This window comes from Mesobacillus jeotgali (assembly GCF_002874535.1).
GTDB lineage: Bacteria > Bacillota > Bacilli > Bacillales > Cytobacillaceae > Mesobacillus > Mesobacillus jeotgali.
Map to the genome: position 1 here is coordinate 937,937 of NZ_CP025025.1, position 14,751 is coordinate 952,687.

A 14,751-nucleotide genomic window follows, 5' to 3' on the forward strand; every position below is an offset into this window, starting at 1 on the left:
AACTTCCACCTTTCTGTGGCAATCAGGCATATATAATTCTCCAAAGCGAATAAAAAGAAATGCTTCTAGCTAAAATAGTGGAGAAAATTTGATTGCGGAGGTAAGAATATGGATTTGAATCGTATAAGACAAATACTATCATCGTCTGCAGAAATAGATGTCACTTATAACGGTGCATCCGTGTGGATTGACCATTTAAACGAAGACGGACGCACTGCCACTGTCCATCTGCGCGGGCCATTGGAAGAAAGGACAACTGTTGAGATTTCTGAGCTGCAGGAAAGGTCTTAAGCAGCGACTAAGAATAAGGTGGAGAACCATCTTATAAGCCCAATTTTACCGCCGGAATGCAAAATAGTGTACGGCGGTTTTTTCCTATGGCACAATATTTACAATACCTATAGTGGTTTATCCACTGCAAATATGAGGTAGTTGTTAAATTCGAAAGGAGAGATGAACATGTTCCATCATACAATTGAAGTGGACAAGTCAATGAATGAAGCAGTATCAGCACTCGAAGCAAGCTTGAAAGATGAGAAATTTGGTGTCCTTTGGTCTCTGAATATGAAGGAAACATTAGCTGGTAAAGGTGTGGAGCTTGACGGTGACTATATCATCCTTGAAGTGTGCAATCCGCATGAAGCAAAGAGAGTACTTGAAAAGAATCCTATCGTGAGCTATTTTCTCCCTTGCAAAATTGTAGTATATAAAGATAATGGTACGACCAAGGTCGGCATGCCAAAGCCGACGGAACTGATTAAATTTGTGGAGAATGATGACCTGCAGGCCATTGCGGCAGACATCGAAAAAAGGCTGATTGGTGCAATTGACAAAATTAAATAATTTTAAACAACATGAAGTCCGGGAGTCTGTCCCGGGCTTTTTTACGTAAAAAAATAATAAAGATAAGCCCATTTTTGAAAATTGTATTGTCCTGCTGTTTAGGACAAATTTTTGCCGGGAACTTAAAGATTAATTAAAACGAAAAATTTCGGCCGATGAGCCGTTTATATAGATTTGGCGGCTGTCAGATTGGCAGCCGTTTTGATTTGTATTCGAGTTTATAGAGGAATAGAATGGAGTAAATAAGGAGGAGAATTCACGGTGAGCATTGTTGAGACGATTAAATTACATAATGGAGTGAAAATGCCGGCTTTTGGCCTTGGTGTATATAAAGTCGAGGAAGGTGGACAAATCGAAAAAACGATTCATACTGCGCTTGACCTTGGCTACCGGCTCATAGATACAGCTTCTTTTTACCAGAATGAAGAGGGTGTTGGTCAGGGCATCCGAAACAGCGGGATCCCAAGGGACGAGTTGTTTATCACAACGAAGGTCTGGAATTCGGAGCAGGGATATGAAAATACTTTTAAGGCCTTCGATGACAGCATGGAGAGATTAGGGCTGGATTATCTGGATCTATATCTCGTCCATTGGCCTGTAAAAGGAAAATACTTAGAAACGTGGCGCGCTCTTGAAGAATTGTATCGCCAAGGCAGGGTGAAGGCGATAGGTGTCAGCAATTTTAAAATACATCATTTGCAAGACCTTCTGAGCCATGCTGCTGAAAAACCGGTTATCAATCAGGTAGAACTTCATCCGTTGTTGTCCCAGGTTGAACTGAGGGACTTCTGTCAGCAAAATGAAATCAAAGTAGAAGCGTGGTCGCCACTATCCAGAGGGAGATTCCTTGAGGAACCTGTGATTGGTAAGATTGCTGCACAGCACGGCAAGACCCCTGCACAGGTCATTTTAAGATGGCACCTGCAGAATCAAATCATCCCAATTCCTAAATCAGTCACACCGTCAAGATTAAAAGAAAACGCAGATATATTTGATTTTCAGCTAAATCAAAAAGAGCTTGAAGAGATGAATGGACTTAATAAGGACCAGCGTTTTGGGGCCGATCCTGACCATATTGAATTTTGATGCAGGGAATATATATCTGTTTATGGAAGCTTTTTAAATGAAAATTTTTCACAATGACGGACTGAATATAAATCAGTCCGTTTTTTATTTTGCGAAATGGATACATTAAAAGAAAGAGAATACTGCGTGATAAATGTTGAAAACTAAAATATCACTTTGAAGGTTTTAAAATAATCTATGGGTGGTAATGTAGGTGTACAAGCAGAAAGCAACATGATTCAACATCTTAGAGCACTGCTTGTTAGACTGCAGAACCCCTTGGTTTAACACCATGGAAATTGAGGTAATATAAGGTTAGAGCAAGCTGTTTAGCTCCCGGGAAGCAATGAAAATCAGCATAGCTAATTTTACATCACTGCAGTTTGAACTCTTTAATAGGGTGTAAAACCCCTTAGCACTATTACTACTTGTAAAATACATCTACATTTTTAAGGAGGAATAACATTATGATGAGTTTTCTTTGGGCATTAATTATTGGTGGTATTATTGGGTGGTTAGCAGGATTAATTTTAGGTAGAGATATTCCTGGTGGAATTATCGGTAACATCATCGCTGGTTTCGTAGGTGCTTGGATTGGACAAGCAATCTTAGGAGATTGGGGACCAGTAGTTGCTGACTTTGCGATTGTCCCGGCATTGATTGGTGCGATTGCATTAGTATTCATCGTCAGCCTTGTAATGAAGAGCATGCGTAAAGCTGACTAATAGAGAAAAAATCCTTCCGGCTTCGGAAGGATTTTTTTTTGTGGATTTAAAGGCTAGGCTGAAAAATTTTAAATCTCATATGGATCAATATTAATAAATATCGGTGATTGGTCGATAAAAGGTGCGTGGCATATTATTTTTTCCTGTGTAAACGGATGGGTGAATTCCATTTTTACCGCATGCAGCGCTTGCCTGTGAAATGTATCGCTTCCGCCGTAGAGGCTGTCACCTGCCAGCGGATGTCCAATCGCGCTGAAATGTACCCGGATTTGATGGGTCCTGCCGGTATCCAGTATGCATTGGACAAGGGTCAGGTCTTTCTGTTTCATTTGATCTAGTACTTTAAAGTGGGTGCTGGCCTGCTGGCCTGTTTCCGAAACTCTTCTTCTTGTTGGATGATGACGGTCACGGCCTATTGGTTTATTGATAGTTCCTTTTTTCTGTCTGATGATCCCGTCAGCCAAAGCCAAATATGTCCTTTTAATGGCACGTTCCTCAAGCATTTTATCGAGAATAGCTGTGATAAGGGGGTTTTTGGCAAATAGCACTGCACCCGTCGTCTCCCGGTCGAGCCTATGTATATGACGGGGGCGGGTAATCTCTCCATTGGACTGCATATGGTAAGCAGCTTCGTTCGCCAGAGTGCCACCCTGGCCGCTCTCGTTTGGATGAGTATCCATTCCGGCAGGCTTATTGAATATGATGAGATGGTCATCCTCATAGATTATATCAACATTCAGGTATTCAGGGATGACGGTAACCTCTTCTTCAGTAAAAAGCTTCATGCTTAAGCGGTCGTTCTTTTTGAGCGGGAGTGTCCAATCAGGAACATTTCCGTTAATCAGCACGTTCTTGTCCATCCTTATATGATGGACCAATTTTTTCGGAGCTTTCCAAAAGTCCTTGAAAAGTGTTTCAAGAGTGAGCCTTTCCCATTCAGCGGGAATGACCAGTTCAAACCATTCGCCTTTTTTGTTCGTGTGAATCATAATTGTCTCCTGACTTGGTAATTTAGATTTATGAAAAATTCTTATATAAACTTGCTTGTATTTATTAGGAATCTGTCAACTTTTACCGCATGCATGGTCATAATTACCACCCAGAAAAATGGAATGGATATGTTATTCTAGGTATATATATTACGAATAGATTACAAAGGGTTAAAAAAGGTGGGTCGATCATTGAAAATTGTTTTTGCGTCTACTCCCGGACAAGAAGAGAAAGTAGTAGAACTGGCAAGGTATTTTTATACTGATATTTTTCCATTGTACTTTTCCGATGAAGACATTCATGAATTTGAAAGGCTTGAAGTATTACATACAAGACCCGAGCAGTTCGAGAGATTCAGTACACTTGGTGATGCTTTCCAGGTAATCACAAGCATGCAGACATTGATCTCTATTTTGGAGTCTGGCCATATTCCTGAAAAATATCAGTCGATGTTCCGAAAAAATGTACAGACATTGACAGATTACGGAATCTGTTTCCCATTTAATTACAGTCAGTTTTCTGACTCCAAGCATGTCCATCTAGATTATATCAGTACCTATACGAAAGCCGCCAATAGACTGTTGCTTTAAGAGCGAGAAACATTATAAGCAAATCTAAATGAAAACGCCTGCGAATCGCAGGCGTTTTGACGTTATTTTAAGGTATTCTCATTGAACCAAGTTTCGAAAGTCGCTTCTTCCTGGTAGCCAACAACTCTGTTGACTTCTTTTCCGTCCTTGTACTGTATAATTGTAGGTGTCGATTCGATACCATAATCCTTCCAGCCTTGTTCAAACTCTAAAAGGTTATATTGAACAAGATCAACACCCATATCCTTTGCTAGAGGTGCAACAATAGGAGTGGTACGAACGCAGTGAGGGCAGGTTGGACTGTGGAAATACACGGTAACATCCTCACCGTTTTCAATTTTTTTATCCAGCTCTTCAGGCAGGATGATATTTTGATAGTTCGGATCATCCAGCTGTTTGACGGTTTCAGGATGAAGAGTGTCCTTCCCGTAAGGATTTCCTTCAGCTTTTTCCTCATTTTGCGCTTTATTTAGAAAAAATAATGCTGCGAATAATCCAATGATAATTAATAGAAAAACAATGATCTTTTTCAATTTACGCTTCCTCCTTAGATTTCTTCCAGATCATCAGGCTTAAAGAAAAAATAATGATAAATGCAGTTAAAGCCAGGAATGGGATTGAGATAAAACCAAACCAATTGATATATTGGCCTGTACAAGGTACTCTCCCGCAAGTATCAGCATTGTCAGCCATGAATGGCACCTTTTGCAATGAATAATGATACAGTGATATCAATCCGCCGACAGCTGCCATAATCATGGTATAAAAGGAAATCTTATAATCTTTTTTGACAACAGCAATCCCCAGTATCAAGGCAAAAGGATACATCAGGATGCGCTGATACCAGCATAGCAGACAAGGCTCATACTGGCGGATTTCCGAGAAATACAAACTGCCGAACATGGCGATGATCGATGTAGCCCAGGCCGCAAATAAAAACGACTCCCTGGAATCTTTTTTCGTCTCTTTCAAGCTAATCTCCCCTAAGCTATGTAATCTCTATTTAAACATTTTATATAAAAGAAACACTTATCTCTCATTACATCTTAAGGAATGTAATAAAATATTTCAATTAACATTATGTGAAATAATTTTTCCCAATATAAAAGGAGAAGCTAATCAAAGAGTTATAACCGATCGATTTAGGGTAAAGGGATATAATGATGTTTTTTGAAGTTGTTCGTTTTTTACATAAGAAGTAATTAAAATAAGCAAATTTTTCTTATTGAAAGGATGCAGGATTATATGAGTGAATTGGATTTGTCCAAATTTGAAAAAAGAATGATTATCCGCAACACGAAGCAAGAGGATATCGATGAAATCATCAAAATGCAGAACAGTTGCTTTCCGGGAATGAACCCGTGGAAACGCGATCAGCTGGAGAGCCATCTTGAAATCTTTCCGGAAGGCCAATTTGTTGCAGAATATGATGGAAAAGTAGTTGGTTCCTGCTCAAGTCTGATAATAAACTTTGATGAATACGATGACCGCCACAGCTGGGACGACGTCACAGACGAAGGCTACATTACGAACCATAATCCAGAGGGGTATAACTTATATGGAATTGAAGTCATGACTCATCCTGAATTCAGGAGAATGAAGGTTGGCTACCGTTTGTATGAAGCAAGGAAGGATCTTGCAAGGCAAATGAACCTGAAAAGTATCATCATCGGCGGCAGGATCCCGAATTACCATTTACACGCGGAAGAAATGTCACCTCGTGAATATGTACGGCAGGTCGCATCGCATAAAATCTATGACCCGGTACTCTCATTCCAGCTGAGGAATGACTTCACGCTGATGAGGATCAATCCTAATTATTTGCCGGATGACCTCCAGTCCAATAAGTACGCGACATTAATGGAATGGAACAATGTTGACTACCAGCCAAAATCGAAGAGATTCTATAAAACCAGCAACCCAGTCCGGATTTGCGTTGTCCAGTATATGATGAGAAAAATCAAGTCATTTGAAGATTTGGCACGTCAGGTTGAATATTTTACGGATGTTGCTGCGGATGCTGGCTCAGATTTTGCGGTATTCCCTGAAATCTTCACAACACAGCTTATGTCCTTCATGGATGAGAAATCACCTTCTCTCGCTGTGCGCAAAGTGACTGAATACACAGAGCAATACATTGAACTTTTCACCGATTTGGCAGTCCGATACAATGTCAACATCATTGGCGGCTCGCATCTGGTAAAAGAAGAAGATGATGAGATTTATAATATTTCTTACCTTTTCCGTCGGGACGGCACAATCGACAAACAATACAAGCTTCATATTACGCCAAATGAGCGCAGATGGTGGGGTATCAGCCGCGGCGACGAATTAAAGGTATTCGATACAGACTGCGGCAAAATCGCGATTCAAATTTGTTATGATATCGAATTCCCAGAGCTTGCGAGGATTGCCACTGATATGGGAGCCAAAATCATTTTCACCCCGTTTTGCACGGAGGATCGCCAGGGATACTTGCGGGTCCGTTACTGCGCACAGGCAAGAGCGGTCGAGAACCAGGTATACACCGTTATTTCTGGTACAGTCGGCAACCTGCCGCAAACAGAAAATATGGATATCCAATATGCCCAGTCCGGGATATTCGCACCATCTGATTTCGAATTCGCAAGGGATGGGATTGTCGGTGAAACGAACCCGAATATCGAAATGGTCATGATCGGTGATGTCGACCTCGAAATCCTGCGCCGCCAGCGCCAGGACGGCACAGTCCGCCAGCTGAAAGACCGCAGGCACGATATTTATCGGATTCAATATAAGAAGTAGAAGCAGGATAATTTGCAGCACCTGGGGATAAAGAGAGCTGGATTCCCCGGGTGTTTTTCAGTGGAATTGGAATTGGCAGAGAGCCTACTCGTTAATCATTTCGACTTCTAACTTGCAAACAGGAAATCCCATCAACCGTTGAAAGAGGTCACTAATAAAGGCGGTTGGTGTCCTAAAATCTCAGAAACCAGAAAAAGAGGTCACCAATAGAGCCCATTGGAGCCCTAAAATCCTGGAAAACGGAAAAAGAGGTCACCAATAGAGCCCATTGGAGCCCTAAAATCCCAGAAACAAGAAAAAGAGGTCACCAATATGGGACGTAAATTCACAAATCACTGAAATGATATAAAAACAAATTACAAAAGTTATCAATCCGACTCTATCTTGTTTTATAATTAGCTGTAAGATTCAAATCTTATTTACTGGAGGTCATTTGATGGATTGGAAAAAGAAAGCCGAGAAATGGCTTGGTTTTACGGGATTGGACCCGGAGCTTAAAACTGAGCTTGACTCATTTAAAGAAGACGAGAAGCATTTAGAGGAAGTTTTTTATAAAAACCTGGAATTCGGGACTGGTGGCATGCGCGGAGAGATTGGCGCTGGAACCAATCGGATGAACTTATATACTGTACGCAAGGCATCAGCCGGCCTGGCAGCATACATAGAAGAACAAGGGAATGAAGCGAAGCAGCGTGGTGTAGCGATCGCTTATGATTCCCGCCATAAATCACCTGAATTTGCCATGGAAGCCGCAAAGACATTGGCAACACGCGGTATCCAGACATATGTTTTTGAAGAACTGCGACCTACGCCGGAGCTGTCATTCGCGGTGCGTCACCTGCATGCTTATTCTGGAATCGTCATTACTGCCAGCCATAACCCACCTGAATATAATGGCTATAAAGTATATGGTCCTGATGGCGGCCAGCTGCCTCCAGATAGCGCAGATGAAGTGATTTCGAAGGTGAACGAAATCGAGAATGAGCTATCAATCGAGGTAATGGACGAGCAAGAGTTGAAGGAAAAAGGCTTGATCAAGATGATTGGTTCTGAAGTGGACCGCGCTTATCTTGAGAAACTGATGACGATATCTGAAAATCCGACGCTGGCAGATGAAGCCGATGTAAAAGTGGTATTCACACCTTTGCATGGTACTGCCAATAGACCGGTCCGCGATATCCTGACAAACCTGAAATACCAGAATGTCAAAGTAGTAAAGGAACAGGAGCTTCCTGATCCTGAGTTTTCTACCGTAAAAAGCCCGAATCCAGAAGAGCATGCTGCATTTGAGCTGGCAATTCGTGAAGGAAAGAAAATCGATGCGGATGTGTTGATCGCAACAGATCCGGACGCTGACCGTCTTGGTATCGCTGTTAAAGATCCAGATGGGGAGTATGTTGTCCTGACAGGAAACCAGACGGGAGCGTTGCTGCTGCATTATATTCTGACGCAAAAGCAGGAGAAAGAAACTTTACCAGCCAATGGAGCAGTGTTCAAAACAATCGTTACATCCGAACTTGGCCGCAAAATCGCTTCGTCATTCGGAGTCGATACAATCGATGTACTGACTGGATTCAAGTTTATAGCTGAAAAAATTAAACAATATGAAGACTCAGGAGAATATAAATTCCTGTTTGGCTATGAAGAAAGCTATGGATACTTAATCGGCGACTTTGCCCGGGATAAAGATGCAGTCCAGGCGGCAATGCTAGCTGTCGAGGTTAGCGCATATTATAAAAAGAAGGGCATGTCTTTGTACGAAGCGCTTCTTAGTGTATTTGAAGAGTATGGTTACTACCAGGAAGGACTTCGTTCCCTTACTTTAAAAGGAAAAGAGGGTGCGGAATTAATTCAGAAGACACTTGGAGTCTTCCGCAAGGAGCCGCTTAAGCAACTTGGTGAATTGAAAGTAACGGCAGTGGAAGATTATCTAACAAGTGTAAGAGTGAATGAAAACAACGAGGAAGAAAAAATACAGCTTCCTTCTTCAAACGTCATCAAATATTATCTTGAGGATGGCACATGGATGTGCCTTCGCCCATCTGGGACTGAGCCAAAGATCAAGTTTTATTTTGGTGTGAACGACAAGAGCCTGGCTGAAAGCAAGCAGAAACTCCAAAAAGTCGAACAGGATTTCATGGAGGTAGTTGAAAAGAAAATGGATGCAGCAAAGAGCCTGTAAATCAACTAAGATAAACAGCTGAAAGGAAGTAATCACATTGTTAAAAGAACAAGTCGCAATCGTCACAGGTGCATCGAGAGGAATCGGCAAGGAAATCGCCGTGAAATTGGCTGAACAGGGAATGAAACTTGCGGTTGCAGGAAGCTCTGATGAAATCAACAAAACTGCGGAAGAGTTGAAACAGAAGGGTTTTTCTGATGTCATTGCGGTCCAGACTGATGTCAGCGATGAGCAGCAGGTGAAAAACCTCGTTGAAAAAACGGTTGAAGCATTCGGTCAGGTTGATGTACTTGTCAATAATGCCGGAATCGGTTTTTTCAAACTGGCCGAGGAAGTGACGGTTGAGGAATGGAAAAAGCTATTTGAAGTGAATGTCCAGGGGGTATTCCTTGGTGCGAAAGCCGTGCTGTCTCATATGAAGGAGCGTAAATCAGGCACGATTATCACTATATCCTCTGATGTTGGCAGATACACGATACCAAACGGAAGCGCTTATACTGCTTCGAAGTACGCTGTCCAAGGCTTCAGCGGGGCACTTGCGCAGGAAGTCAGGGAATACGGAATCCGTGTTGGTACCATTAATCCAGGAATGGTTGACACATATTTCGCAGACTCAGAACAGGGTCTGCCAGAAAAACATGATTGGCTTAAAGTAGAGGACATCGCGAACGCAGTTGTCTATATGGCATCTGCTCCTAAACATATGCTGATTGATGAAATCGTCATCCACCCGCTTGTCCAGAATTACCCGATTGCTTAATGCAGAGTCCGAAGAGGAATTCCCTCTTCGGATTTTTTTTTGCTTAGGAAATCATAAAATAAATTCGTTGTGGATAACTATAGGGGTTATCTTAATCCAGCTCCAGCGCCTAGCCCCTCGAGTCGCTTGTCTAGTTGCGGCTCCTAACTCCTCAAGACGTTTCGGTCCTGCCAATGAAGTCAAAGAGCGACTTCACTGTCAGGCCCTCCAACGCTTGTCGGAGCTGGGCAGTCGCCTCCGCTTTTCGATTTGTCTAGTGTCGCCTCCTAGAAACTCCGAAACTTCAACTCCGCCGGCAGAAGCAAAAAGCGCTTCTTTGGCGGAGTCTCCAGTTTCTGCGTTTCTGGACAGTCGGCTATACTTTTCGGTTTTGGTCCGCCCAATGAAGTCAAAGAACGACTTCACCGGTCGGCCCTCCAGCGCTTGTCGGGGCTGAACGAGGCGCTTGCGCTTTTTGTTCTATAAGAGACACCAAGTGGAGAACTACGACTTTTGAATGAGAGGGAAATCAGACTTTTTTCAAAAGCGGAATTTTCCGATTAGAGATATAATATATGAAATGGGGGGATTGGATGACCGGGGATAAAGCGAATTCAGATGTCGGGATTTTAAAGGAAATAGCTGAGCTATTGAACGAGGGCACAGAGCTTAATACTGTTCTGGCAGAGGTATTGAGAAGGCTGCTGCATATAACAGGACTTGAGACAGGCTGGATCTTTCTGATTGACACCCACGGCGACTACCAGCTGGCTGCAAAGGTTGAGTTGCCGCCTGCATTATCCATGGACAATTTCGCTCCAATGTGCGAGGGAGGCTGCTGGTGTGTCGACCGATATAATGATGGAAGATTAAATACAGCGACGAATATCTTTGAATGTAAAAGACTCGAGGATGCAATAAATAATAAAAGTGGCGAAACGAATGGTTTGACTCACCATGCGACTGTTCCGTTAAGAGCGGGAGATGAAAAGTTCGGAGTAATGAATGTAGGCTCACCACATAAAACCCACTTCAAAAAAGATGAACTCGCCTTGCTTGAGGCAATTGCATTCCAGATTGGGACGGCAATTAAAAGGATAAGGCTTGCCCAGCAGGAGCAGGAACTCGCGCTGGCAGCTGAGCGGAACCGCCTGGCAAGGGATTTGCATGATTCAGTGAACCAGCTCCTTTTTTCACTGAGTTTGACGGCAAGGGCGGGCACAGAAATGGCGAATACTCCTGAACTGAAAGAAACTTTTTCTTATATACAGGATTTGGCGCAGGAAGCTCAAGGAGAGATGAGGGCACTGATCTGGCAATTGCGCCCCCGTGGTCTTGAGAACGGGATCATCTGCGCGCTGTCGGGTTATGCGGAGATGCTGGACTTGCCACTTGAAACCAATGTAATTGGTGTTTCAAGCCTTCCAGGGAAAGTGGAAGAAGCTCTTTGGAGAATCGGTCAGGAAGCGCTTGCCAACTGCAAAAAACATTCTTTGGCCGAACTTGTTCACTTAACACTGGATACATCCAGTGGACTAGCAGAAATGACGATTCAGGATGATGGAACAGGCTTTAATTTTAATCCAGAAAAGGAACTTCCATCACTAGGTTTGAAAAGCATGCAAATGAGGGCTTTCTCGCTCGGGGGGAAGCTTCAAATTCTCAGTAAACCTGGTGAAGGAACAGTGATTACTGTAAGGATCCCGATATAACTCAAAGGGGGTAAAGGGGGATGGCAATAAAAATCTTGATTGCGGATGACCACCATGTCGTAAGAAGAGGGTTGGTTTTTTTCCTTAGGACACAGGAACAGATAGAGATTGTCGGGGAAGCAGGGAATGGAAAGGAAGCTGTTGAGCTTGCGAGGACATTGAAACCGGACATTATTTTAATGGATTTAATCATGCCGGTTATGAACGGGATTGAGGCAACGAAGATCATTAAGGCAGAGAACCCATTTATTAATATCATGATGCTGACCAGCTTTGCAGATCAGGAACATGTGATTCCAGCCATCGAGGCAGGTGCATCTGGCTATCAGCTTAAAGATATCCAGCCAGATGAACTGGTAAAAGCAATATTCAGGATCATGGATGGTGAAAATCAGCTGCATCCAAAAGCAACATCACTCGTTTTAAAGCATCTATCCGGCAATAGCCGCCATGAAAAGAAACTTCTTGATGAGCTTACAAGGCGTGAGCTGGAGGTGCTGAAAGAAATCGCCAGCGGCAAAAGCAATAAAGAGATTGCAGCATCATTGTATATTACGGAAAAAACAGTCAAAACGCATGTGTCCAATATCCTGGCAAAATTGGAATTGGCAGATCGGACTCAGGCAGCGCTATATGCTGTCAGGAATCGCCTCGTTGACCAGGAACCGCCCTCTGCTTGAGTTAGATCAACCATTAATTAACAATGGGAATCAGCATAATAATCAATAAACACGGCACCTTAATATAGGTGGCCGTGTTATTTTTTTGGTGGAATTCTCTTGTTAAATCGAGCCGGTTACAGCGGTTTCCAGGTAGTCATCGCCGGCGGCTTCATTTGCGTGGTCGATATATCTTAGCAGGGAATACAGGCGTTTTTCAATGACAGCATAATCTTTTTCAAAGTTGTAAGCGTGGAGAAAATGTTCAATCTTCTTGGCCAGGAACTGGTCTTCTGTCCTGACCATAAGGATGAGCAAGTTATCCCATTGGGACCGGTGCGTGTAATATAAAGCACGATCGTAATCCGTTTTAGTCATATCCAATCCTCCTTATGAGGAGTTGATAATATTATATGGAATTGCCGCAGGAACTTCCTCAGAAAATGTTGGACGAACTTGTTTACAGGGGTTTTCAAGTTTTACCTGTATAATTGGGCATTCCAATGAACTTGAGGTCACTACTTATTGAAGAAACAAAACAGTCAAAAAGGAGCGTATTATGAAAAAGTATTTTGTCGCTATGGTGGTATTGTTGTTCTTGTTACTTGGAATTTTAAAGGTAGATATTAGTGCGCAAAGGCCTGATTACGAAAAGTATGGAAGGATCGCTACTGCAGTGATTAAAGAGGATTTTCCTGGTGAAGCCATACAAGATTATAAGTATATGGGCCGGAAGCAAATAGATGATCGCCAGGTGCTTGATTCATTCCAGTACAAAGTCAGTGTGAATGGAAAACCGGTTATCATGACTGTGCAAATTACACATGATTTGAAAAATGACAGGCTGCTGAGCCTTACAGTTACCGAACAACCACAGCAGTAAAGTTTTTAACCTGTTCATCTTTCTCCTTTTTTTCTCATACATTGTTGTAAGAGGTGAAAGGGGGAGAGATGGTGTCGGAAGATCAAAAGTCACTGGAATATGCCATTTCTGAAATTACCGAAATCGCTAAAGGTTTTGGGCTGGACTTTTATCCGATGAGGTATGAAATATGTCCAGCAGAAATCATCTATACATTTGGTGCATATGGAATGCCTACGAGATTTTCCCATTGGAGCTTTGGGAAGCAATTTCATAAAATGAAGCTTCACTACGATTTAGGTCTTTCAAAAATATATGAACTGGTTATCAATTCAAATCCTTGTTATGCCTTCTTGTTGGATTCAAATTCGCTGATTCAGAACAAGTTAATTGTTGCCCATGTCCTTGCTCACTGTGATTTCTTTAAAAATAATGTTCGATTCCAAAATACCAAGCGTGATATGGTCGAGAGCATGGCAGCAACGGCAGAGAGAATCCGCAAATATGAAATCCAGCATGGAAAACAACAGGTTGAATCATTCCTTGATGCGGTATTAGCAATTGAAGAGCATATCGACCCTTCGTTGATGAGACCGAAGCTTGCGTGGTCAATGGAAGACGAGACCGAGGAAGAAGAACCAATGTCAGCAGCAACTCCATACGATGATCTTTGGAACCTTGATTCCAAAAAGACAGAGTCAAAAGATATTAATAAGAAAAAGAAATTTCCGCCCCGCCCTGAGAAAGATTTATTATTGTTCATTGAAAGTTATAGCCGGGAGCTGGAGGATTGGCAGCGGGATATACTGACCATGATGCGGGAGGAAATGCTTTATTTTTGGCCGCAGCTTGAGACAAAAATCATGAATGAAGGCTGGGCCTCTTACTGGCACCAGCGGATTCTTAGGGAGATGGACCTGACGAGCGGCGAATCAATCGAGTTTGCAAAATTGAATGCCGGGGTCGTTCAGCCATCCAAAACGGGAATCAATCCATATTATTTAGGAATCAAAATTTTTGAAGATATCGAAGAACGTTATAATAACCCGACTGAAGAAATGAAACGTCGTGGAGTAAAACCAGGGTCAGGCCGGGAAAAGATGTTTGAAGTTCGTGAAATCGAATCAGATATTTCATTTTTACGCAATTACTTAACTAAGGATTTAGTCATGCGTGAAGATATGTATCTTTTCCAAAAGCAGGGGCGGGAATACAAAGTCGTTGATAAAGCGTGGGAACAAGTCCGTGACCAGCTTGTCAGCATGAGAGTCAATGGCGGATTCCCATATTTGACCGTTACGGACGGCGATTACTTGAAGAATGGGGAGTTGTATATAACTCACGGGTTTGAGGGCATCGAGCTGGACATTAAATACCTGGAAAAAGTACTGCCGTATGTCCATCAGCTTTGGGGCAGGAAATGCCATATCGAGACGATCGTAGAGAACAGGACGATGCTGTACACCTATGATGGGAAAGGAATCCATCGCAAGTATTTATAAGGAAAACACAAAACCGCTGATTTTCAGCGGTTTAATTTTTTTATTATAGGAAAGTATAAAGTTCTCACCTCGAAAATGGTCCAGCTGCAGCGCCTAGC

At 42.5% G+C, this 14,751-nt stretch carries 17 protein-coding genes; 12 read left to right on the top strand and 5 right to left on the bottom strand.

The annotated features are described in order from the left end of the window. The first annotated feature begins 108 nt into the window (after positions 1-108). The 4 genes from CD004_RS04570 (at position 109) to CD004_RS04585 (ending at position 2,633) form a co-directional block, all read left to right on the top strand. Positions 109-291, top strand: coding sequence for an H-type small acid-soluble spore protein (locus tag CD004_RS04570; RefSeq protein ID WP_102261679.1), 183 nt, complete (start codon positions 109-111; stop codon positions 289-291). 168 nt (positions 292-459) lie between these two features. Next, entirely contained in the window at positions 460-843 is a 384-nt protein-coding gene (locus CD004_RS04575; protein WP_102261680.1) for a DUF302 domain-containing protein, read from the top strand. 303 nt (positions 844-1,146) lie between these two features. Continuing rightward, positions 1,147-1,929, top strand: coding sequence for an aldo/keto reductase (locus CD004_RS04580; RefSeq protein WP_102264993.1), 783 nt, complete (start codon positions 1,147-1,149; stop codon positions 1,927-1,929). 449 nt (positions 1,930-2,378) lie between these two features. After that, a complete protein-coding gene (locus CD004_RS04585) occupies positions 2,379-2,633 on the top strand; it encodes a GlsB/YeaQ/YmgE family stress response membrane protein (protein WP_180321290.1) in 255 nt (84 codons plus the stop codon). 68 nt (positions 2,634-2,701) lie between these two features. Here the strand turns inward: CD004_RS04585 and CD004_RS04590 are convergent, their stop codons facing one another. Further along, positions 2,702-3,622 carry an RluA family pseudouridine synthase gene (locus CD004_RS04590; protein WP_102261682.1) on the bottom strand — a complete coding sequence of 307 codons (921 nt, stop codon included), beginning with the start codon at positions 3,620-3,622 and terminating at the stop codon, positions 2,702-2,704. Positions 3,623-3,814: 192 nt separating this feature from the next. Here CD004_RS04590 and CD004_RS04595 point away from each other — a divergent pair, with 192 nt between their 5' ends. After that, a complete protein-coding gene (locus CD004_RS04595; protein WP_102261683.1) occupies positions 3,815-4,213 on the top strand; it encodes a YhcU family protein in 399 nt (132 codons plus the stop codon). 62 nt (positions 4,214-4,275) lie between these two features. Here CD004_RS04595 and CD004_RS04600 read toward each other — a convergent pair whose 3' ends face one another. Further along, entirely contained in the window at positions 4,276-4,746 is a 471-nt protein-coding gene (locus CD004_RS04600; protein WP_102261684.1) for a thioredoxin family protein, read from the bottom strand. A 1-nt stretch (position 4,747) separates the two neighbouring features. Beyond that, a complete protein-coding gene (locus CD004_RS04605; protein ID WP_102261685.1) occupies positions 4,748-5,185 on the bottom strand; it encodes a disulfide oxidoreductase in 438 nt (145 codons plus the stop codon). A 273-nt stretch (positions 5,186-5,458) separates the two neighbouring features. Between CD004_RS04605 and CD004_RS04610 the strand changes: the two genes are divergently transcribed. The 3 genes from CD004_RS04610 (at position 5,459) to CD004_RS04620 (ending at position 9,939) form a co-directional block, all read left to right on the top strand. Beyond that, positions 5,459-6,997 carry a bifunctional GNAT family N-acetyltransferase/carbon-nitrogen hydrolase family protein gene (locus CD004_RS04610; RefSeq protein WP_102261686.1) on the top strand — a complete coding sequence of 513 codons (1,539 nt, stop codon included), beginning with the start codon at positions 5,459-5,461 and terminating at the stop codon, positions 6,995-6,997. Positions 6,998-7,433: 436 nt separating this feature from the next. Next, positions 7,434-9,179: a phospho-sugar mutase gene (locus tag CD004_RS04615; protein ID WP_102261687.1), complete on the top strand. Its 1,746-nt coding sequence runs from the start codon at positions 7,434-7,436 to the stop codon at positions 9,177-9,179. A 37-nt stretch (positions 9,180-9,216) separates the two neighbouring features. Then, a complete protein-coding gene (locus CD004_RS04620; protein ID WP_102261688.1) occupies positions 9,217-9,939 on the top strand; it encodes an SDR family oxidoreductase in 723 nt (240 codons plus the stop codon). Positions 9,940-10,137: 198 nt separating this feature from the next. Here the strand turns inward: CD004_RS04620 and CD004_RS04625 are convergent, their stop codons facing one another. Continuing rightward, positions 10,138-10,344 (bottom strand): hypothetical protein, encoded by a 207-nt coding sequence (locus CD004_RS04625; RefSeq protein WP_102261689.1) that lies wholly within the window; start codon positions 10,342-10,344, stop codon positions 10,138-10,140. Between the two features lie 167 nt (positions 10,345-10,511). On the opposite strand from CD004_RS04625, the gene CD004_RS04630 reads away from it, so the two are divergent. Beyond that, positions 10,512-11,630, top strand: a complete 1,119-nt coding sequence (locus CD004_RS04630; protein ID WP_102261690.1) for a GAF domain-containing sensor histidine kinase — start codon at positions 10,512-10,514, stop codon at positions 11,628-11,630. Between the two features lie 20 nt (positions 11,631-11,650). Beyond that, positions 11,651-12,310, top strand: a complete 660-nt coding sequence (locus CD004_RS04635) for a response regulator (protein ID WP_102261691.1) — start codon at positions 11,651-11,653, stop codon at positions 12,308-12,310. A gap of 102 nt (positions 12,311-12,412) precedes the next feature. Here the strand turns inward: CD004_RS04635 and CD004_RS04640 are convergent, their stop codons facing one another. After that, positions 12,413-12,667, bottom strand: coding sequence for a YhdB family protein (locus CD004_RS04640; RefSeq protein WP_102261692.1), 255 nt, complete (start codon positions 12,665-12,667; stop codon positions 12,413-12,415). Positions 12,668-12,848: 181 nt separating this feature from the next. Here CD004_RS04640 and CD004_RS04645 point away from each other — a divergent pair, with 181 nt between their 5' ends. Beyond that, the gene (locus tag CD004_RS04645) at positions 12,849-13,172 is read left to right on the top strand and encodes a DUF3889 domain-containing protein (RefSeq protein ID WP_102261693.1); all 324 of its coding nucleotides are present in this window, start codon (positions 12,849-12,851) and stop codon (positions 13,170-13,172) included. Positions 13,173-13,240: 68 nt separating this feature from the next. Further along, positions 13,241-14,653, top strand: a complete 1,413-nt coding sequence (locus CD004_RS04650; protein ID WP_102261694.1) for a SpoVR family protein — start codon at positions 13,241-13,243, stop codon at positions 14,651-14,653. Positions 14,654-14,751 lie beyond the last annotated feature (98 nt).

Excerpts from the sequence above, each read along its gene's own strand:
- CD004_RS04570 (WP_102261679.1), top strand. The coding sequence starts at position 109 with ATGGATTTGAATCGTATAAGACAAATACTATCATCGTCTGCAGAAATA.
- CD004_RS04575 (WP_102261680.1), top strand. The coding sequence starts at position 460 with ATGTTCCATCATACAATTGAAGTGGACAAGTCAATGAATGAAGCAGTA.
- CD004_RS04580 (WP_102264993.1), top strand. The coding sequence starts at position 1,147 with ATGCCGGCTTTTGGCCTTGGTGTATATAAAGTCGAGGAAGGTGGACAA.
- CD004_RS04585 (WP_180321290.1), top strand. The coding sequence starts at position 2,379 with ATGAGTTTTCTTTGGGCATTAATTATTGGTGGTATTATTGGGTGGTTA.
- CD004_RS04590 (WP_102261682.1), bottom strand. The coding sequence starts at position 3,622 with ATGATTCACACGAACAAAAAAGGCGAATGGTTTGAACTGGTCATTCCC.
- CD004_RS04610 (WP_102261686.1), top strand. The coding sequence starts at position 5,459 with ATGAGTGAATTGGATTTGTCCAAATTTGAAAAAAGAATGATTATCCGC.
- CD004_RS04615 (WP_102261687.1), top strand. The coding sequence starts at position 7,434 with ATGGATTGGAAAAAGAAAGCCGAGAAATGGCTTGGTTTTACGGGATTG.
- CD004_RS04630 (WP_102261690.1), top strand. The coding sequence starts at position 10,512 with ATGACCGGGGATAAAGCGAATTCAGATGTCGGGATTTTAAAGGAAATA.
- CD004_RS04635 (WP_102261691.1), top strand. The coding sequence starts at position 11,651 with ATGGCAATAAAAATCTTGATTGCGGATGACCACCATGTCGTAAGAAGA.
- CD004_RS04640 (WP_102261692.1), bottom strand. The coding sequence starts at position 12,667 with ATGACTAAAACGGATTACGATCGTGCTTTATATTACACGCACCGGTCC.
- CD004_RS04645 (WP_102261693.1), top strand. The coding sequence starts at position 12,849 with ATGAAAAAGTATTTTGTCGCTATGGTGGTATTGTTGTTCTTGTTACTT.
- CD004_RS04650 (WP_102261694.1), top strand. The coding sequence starts at position 13,241 with ATGGTGTCGGAAGATCAAAAGTCACTGGAATATGCCATTTCTGAAATT.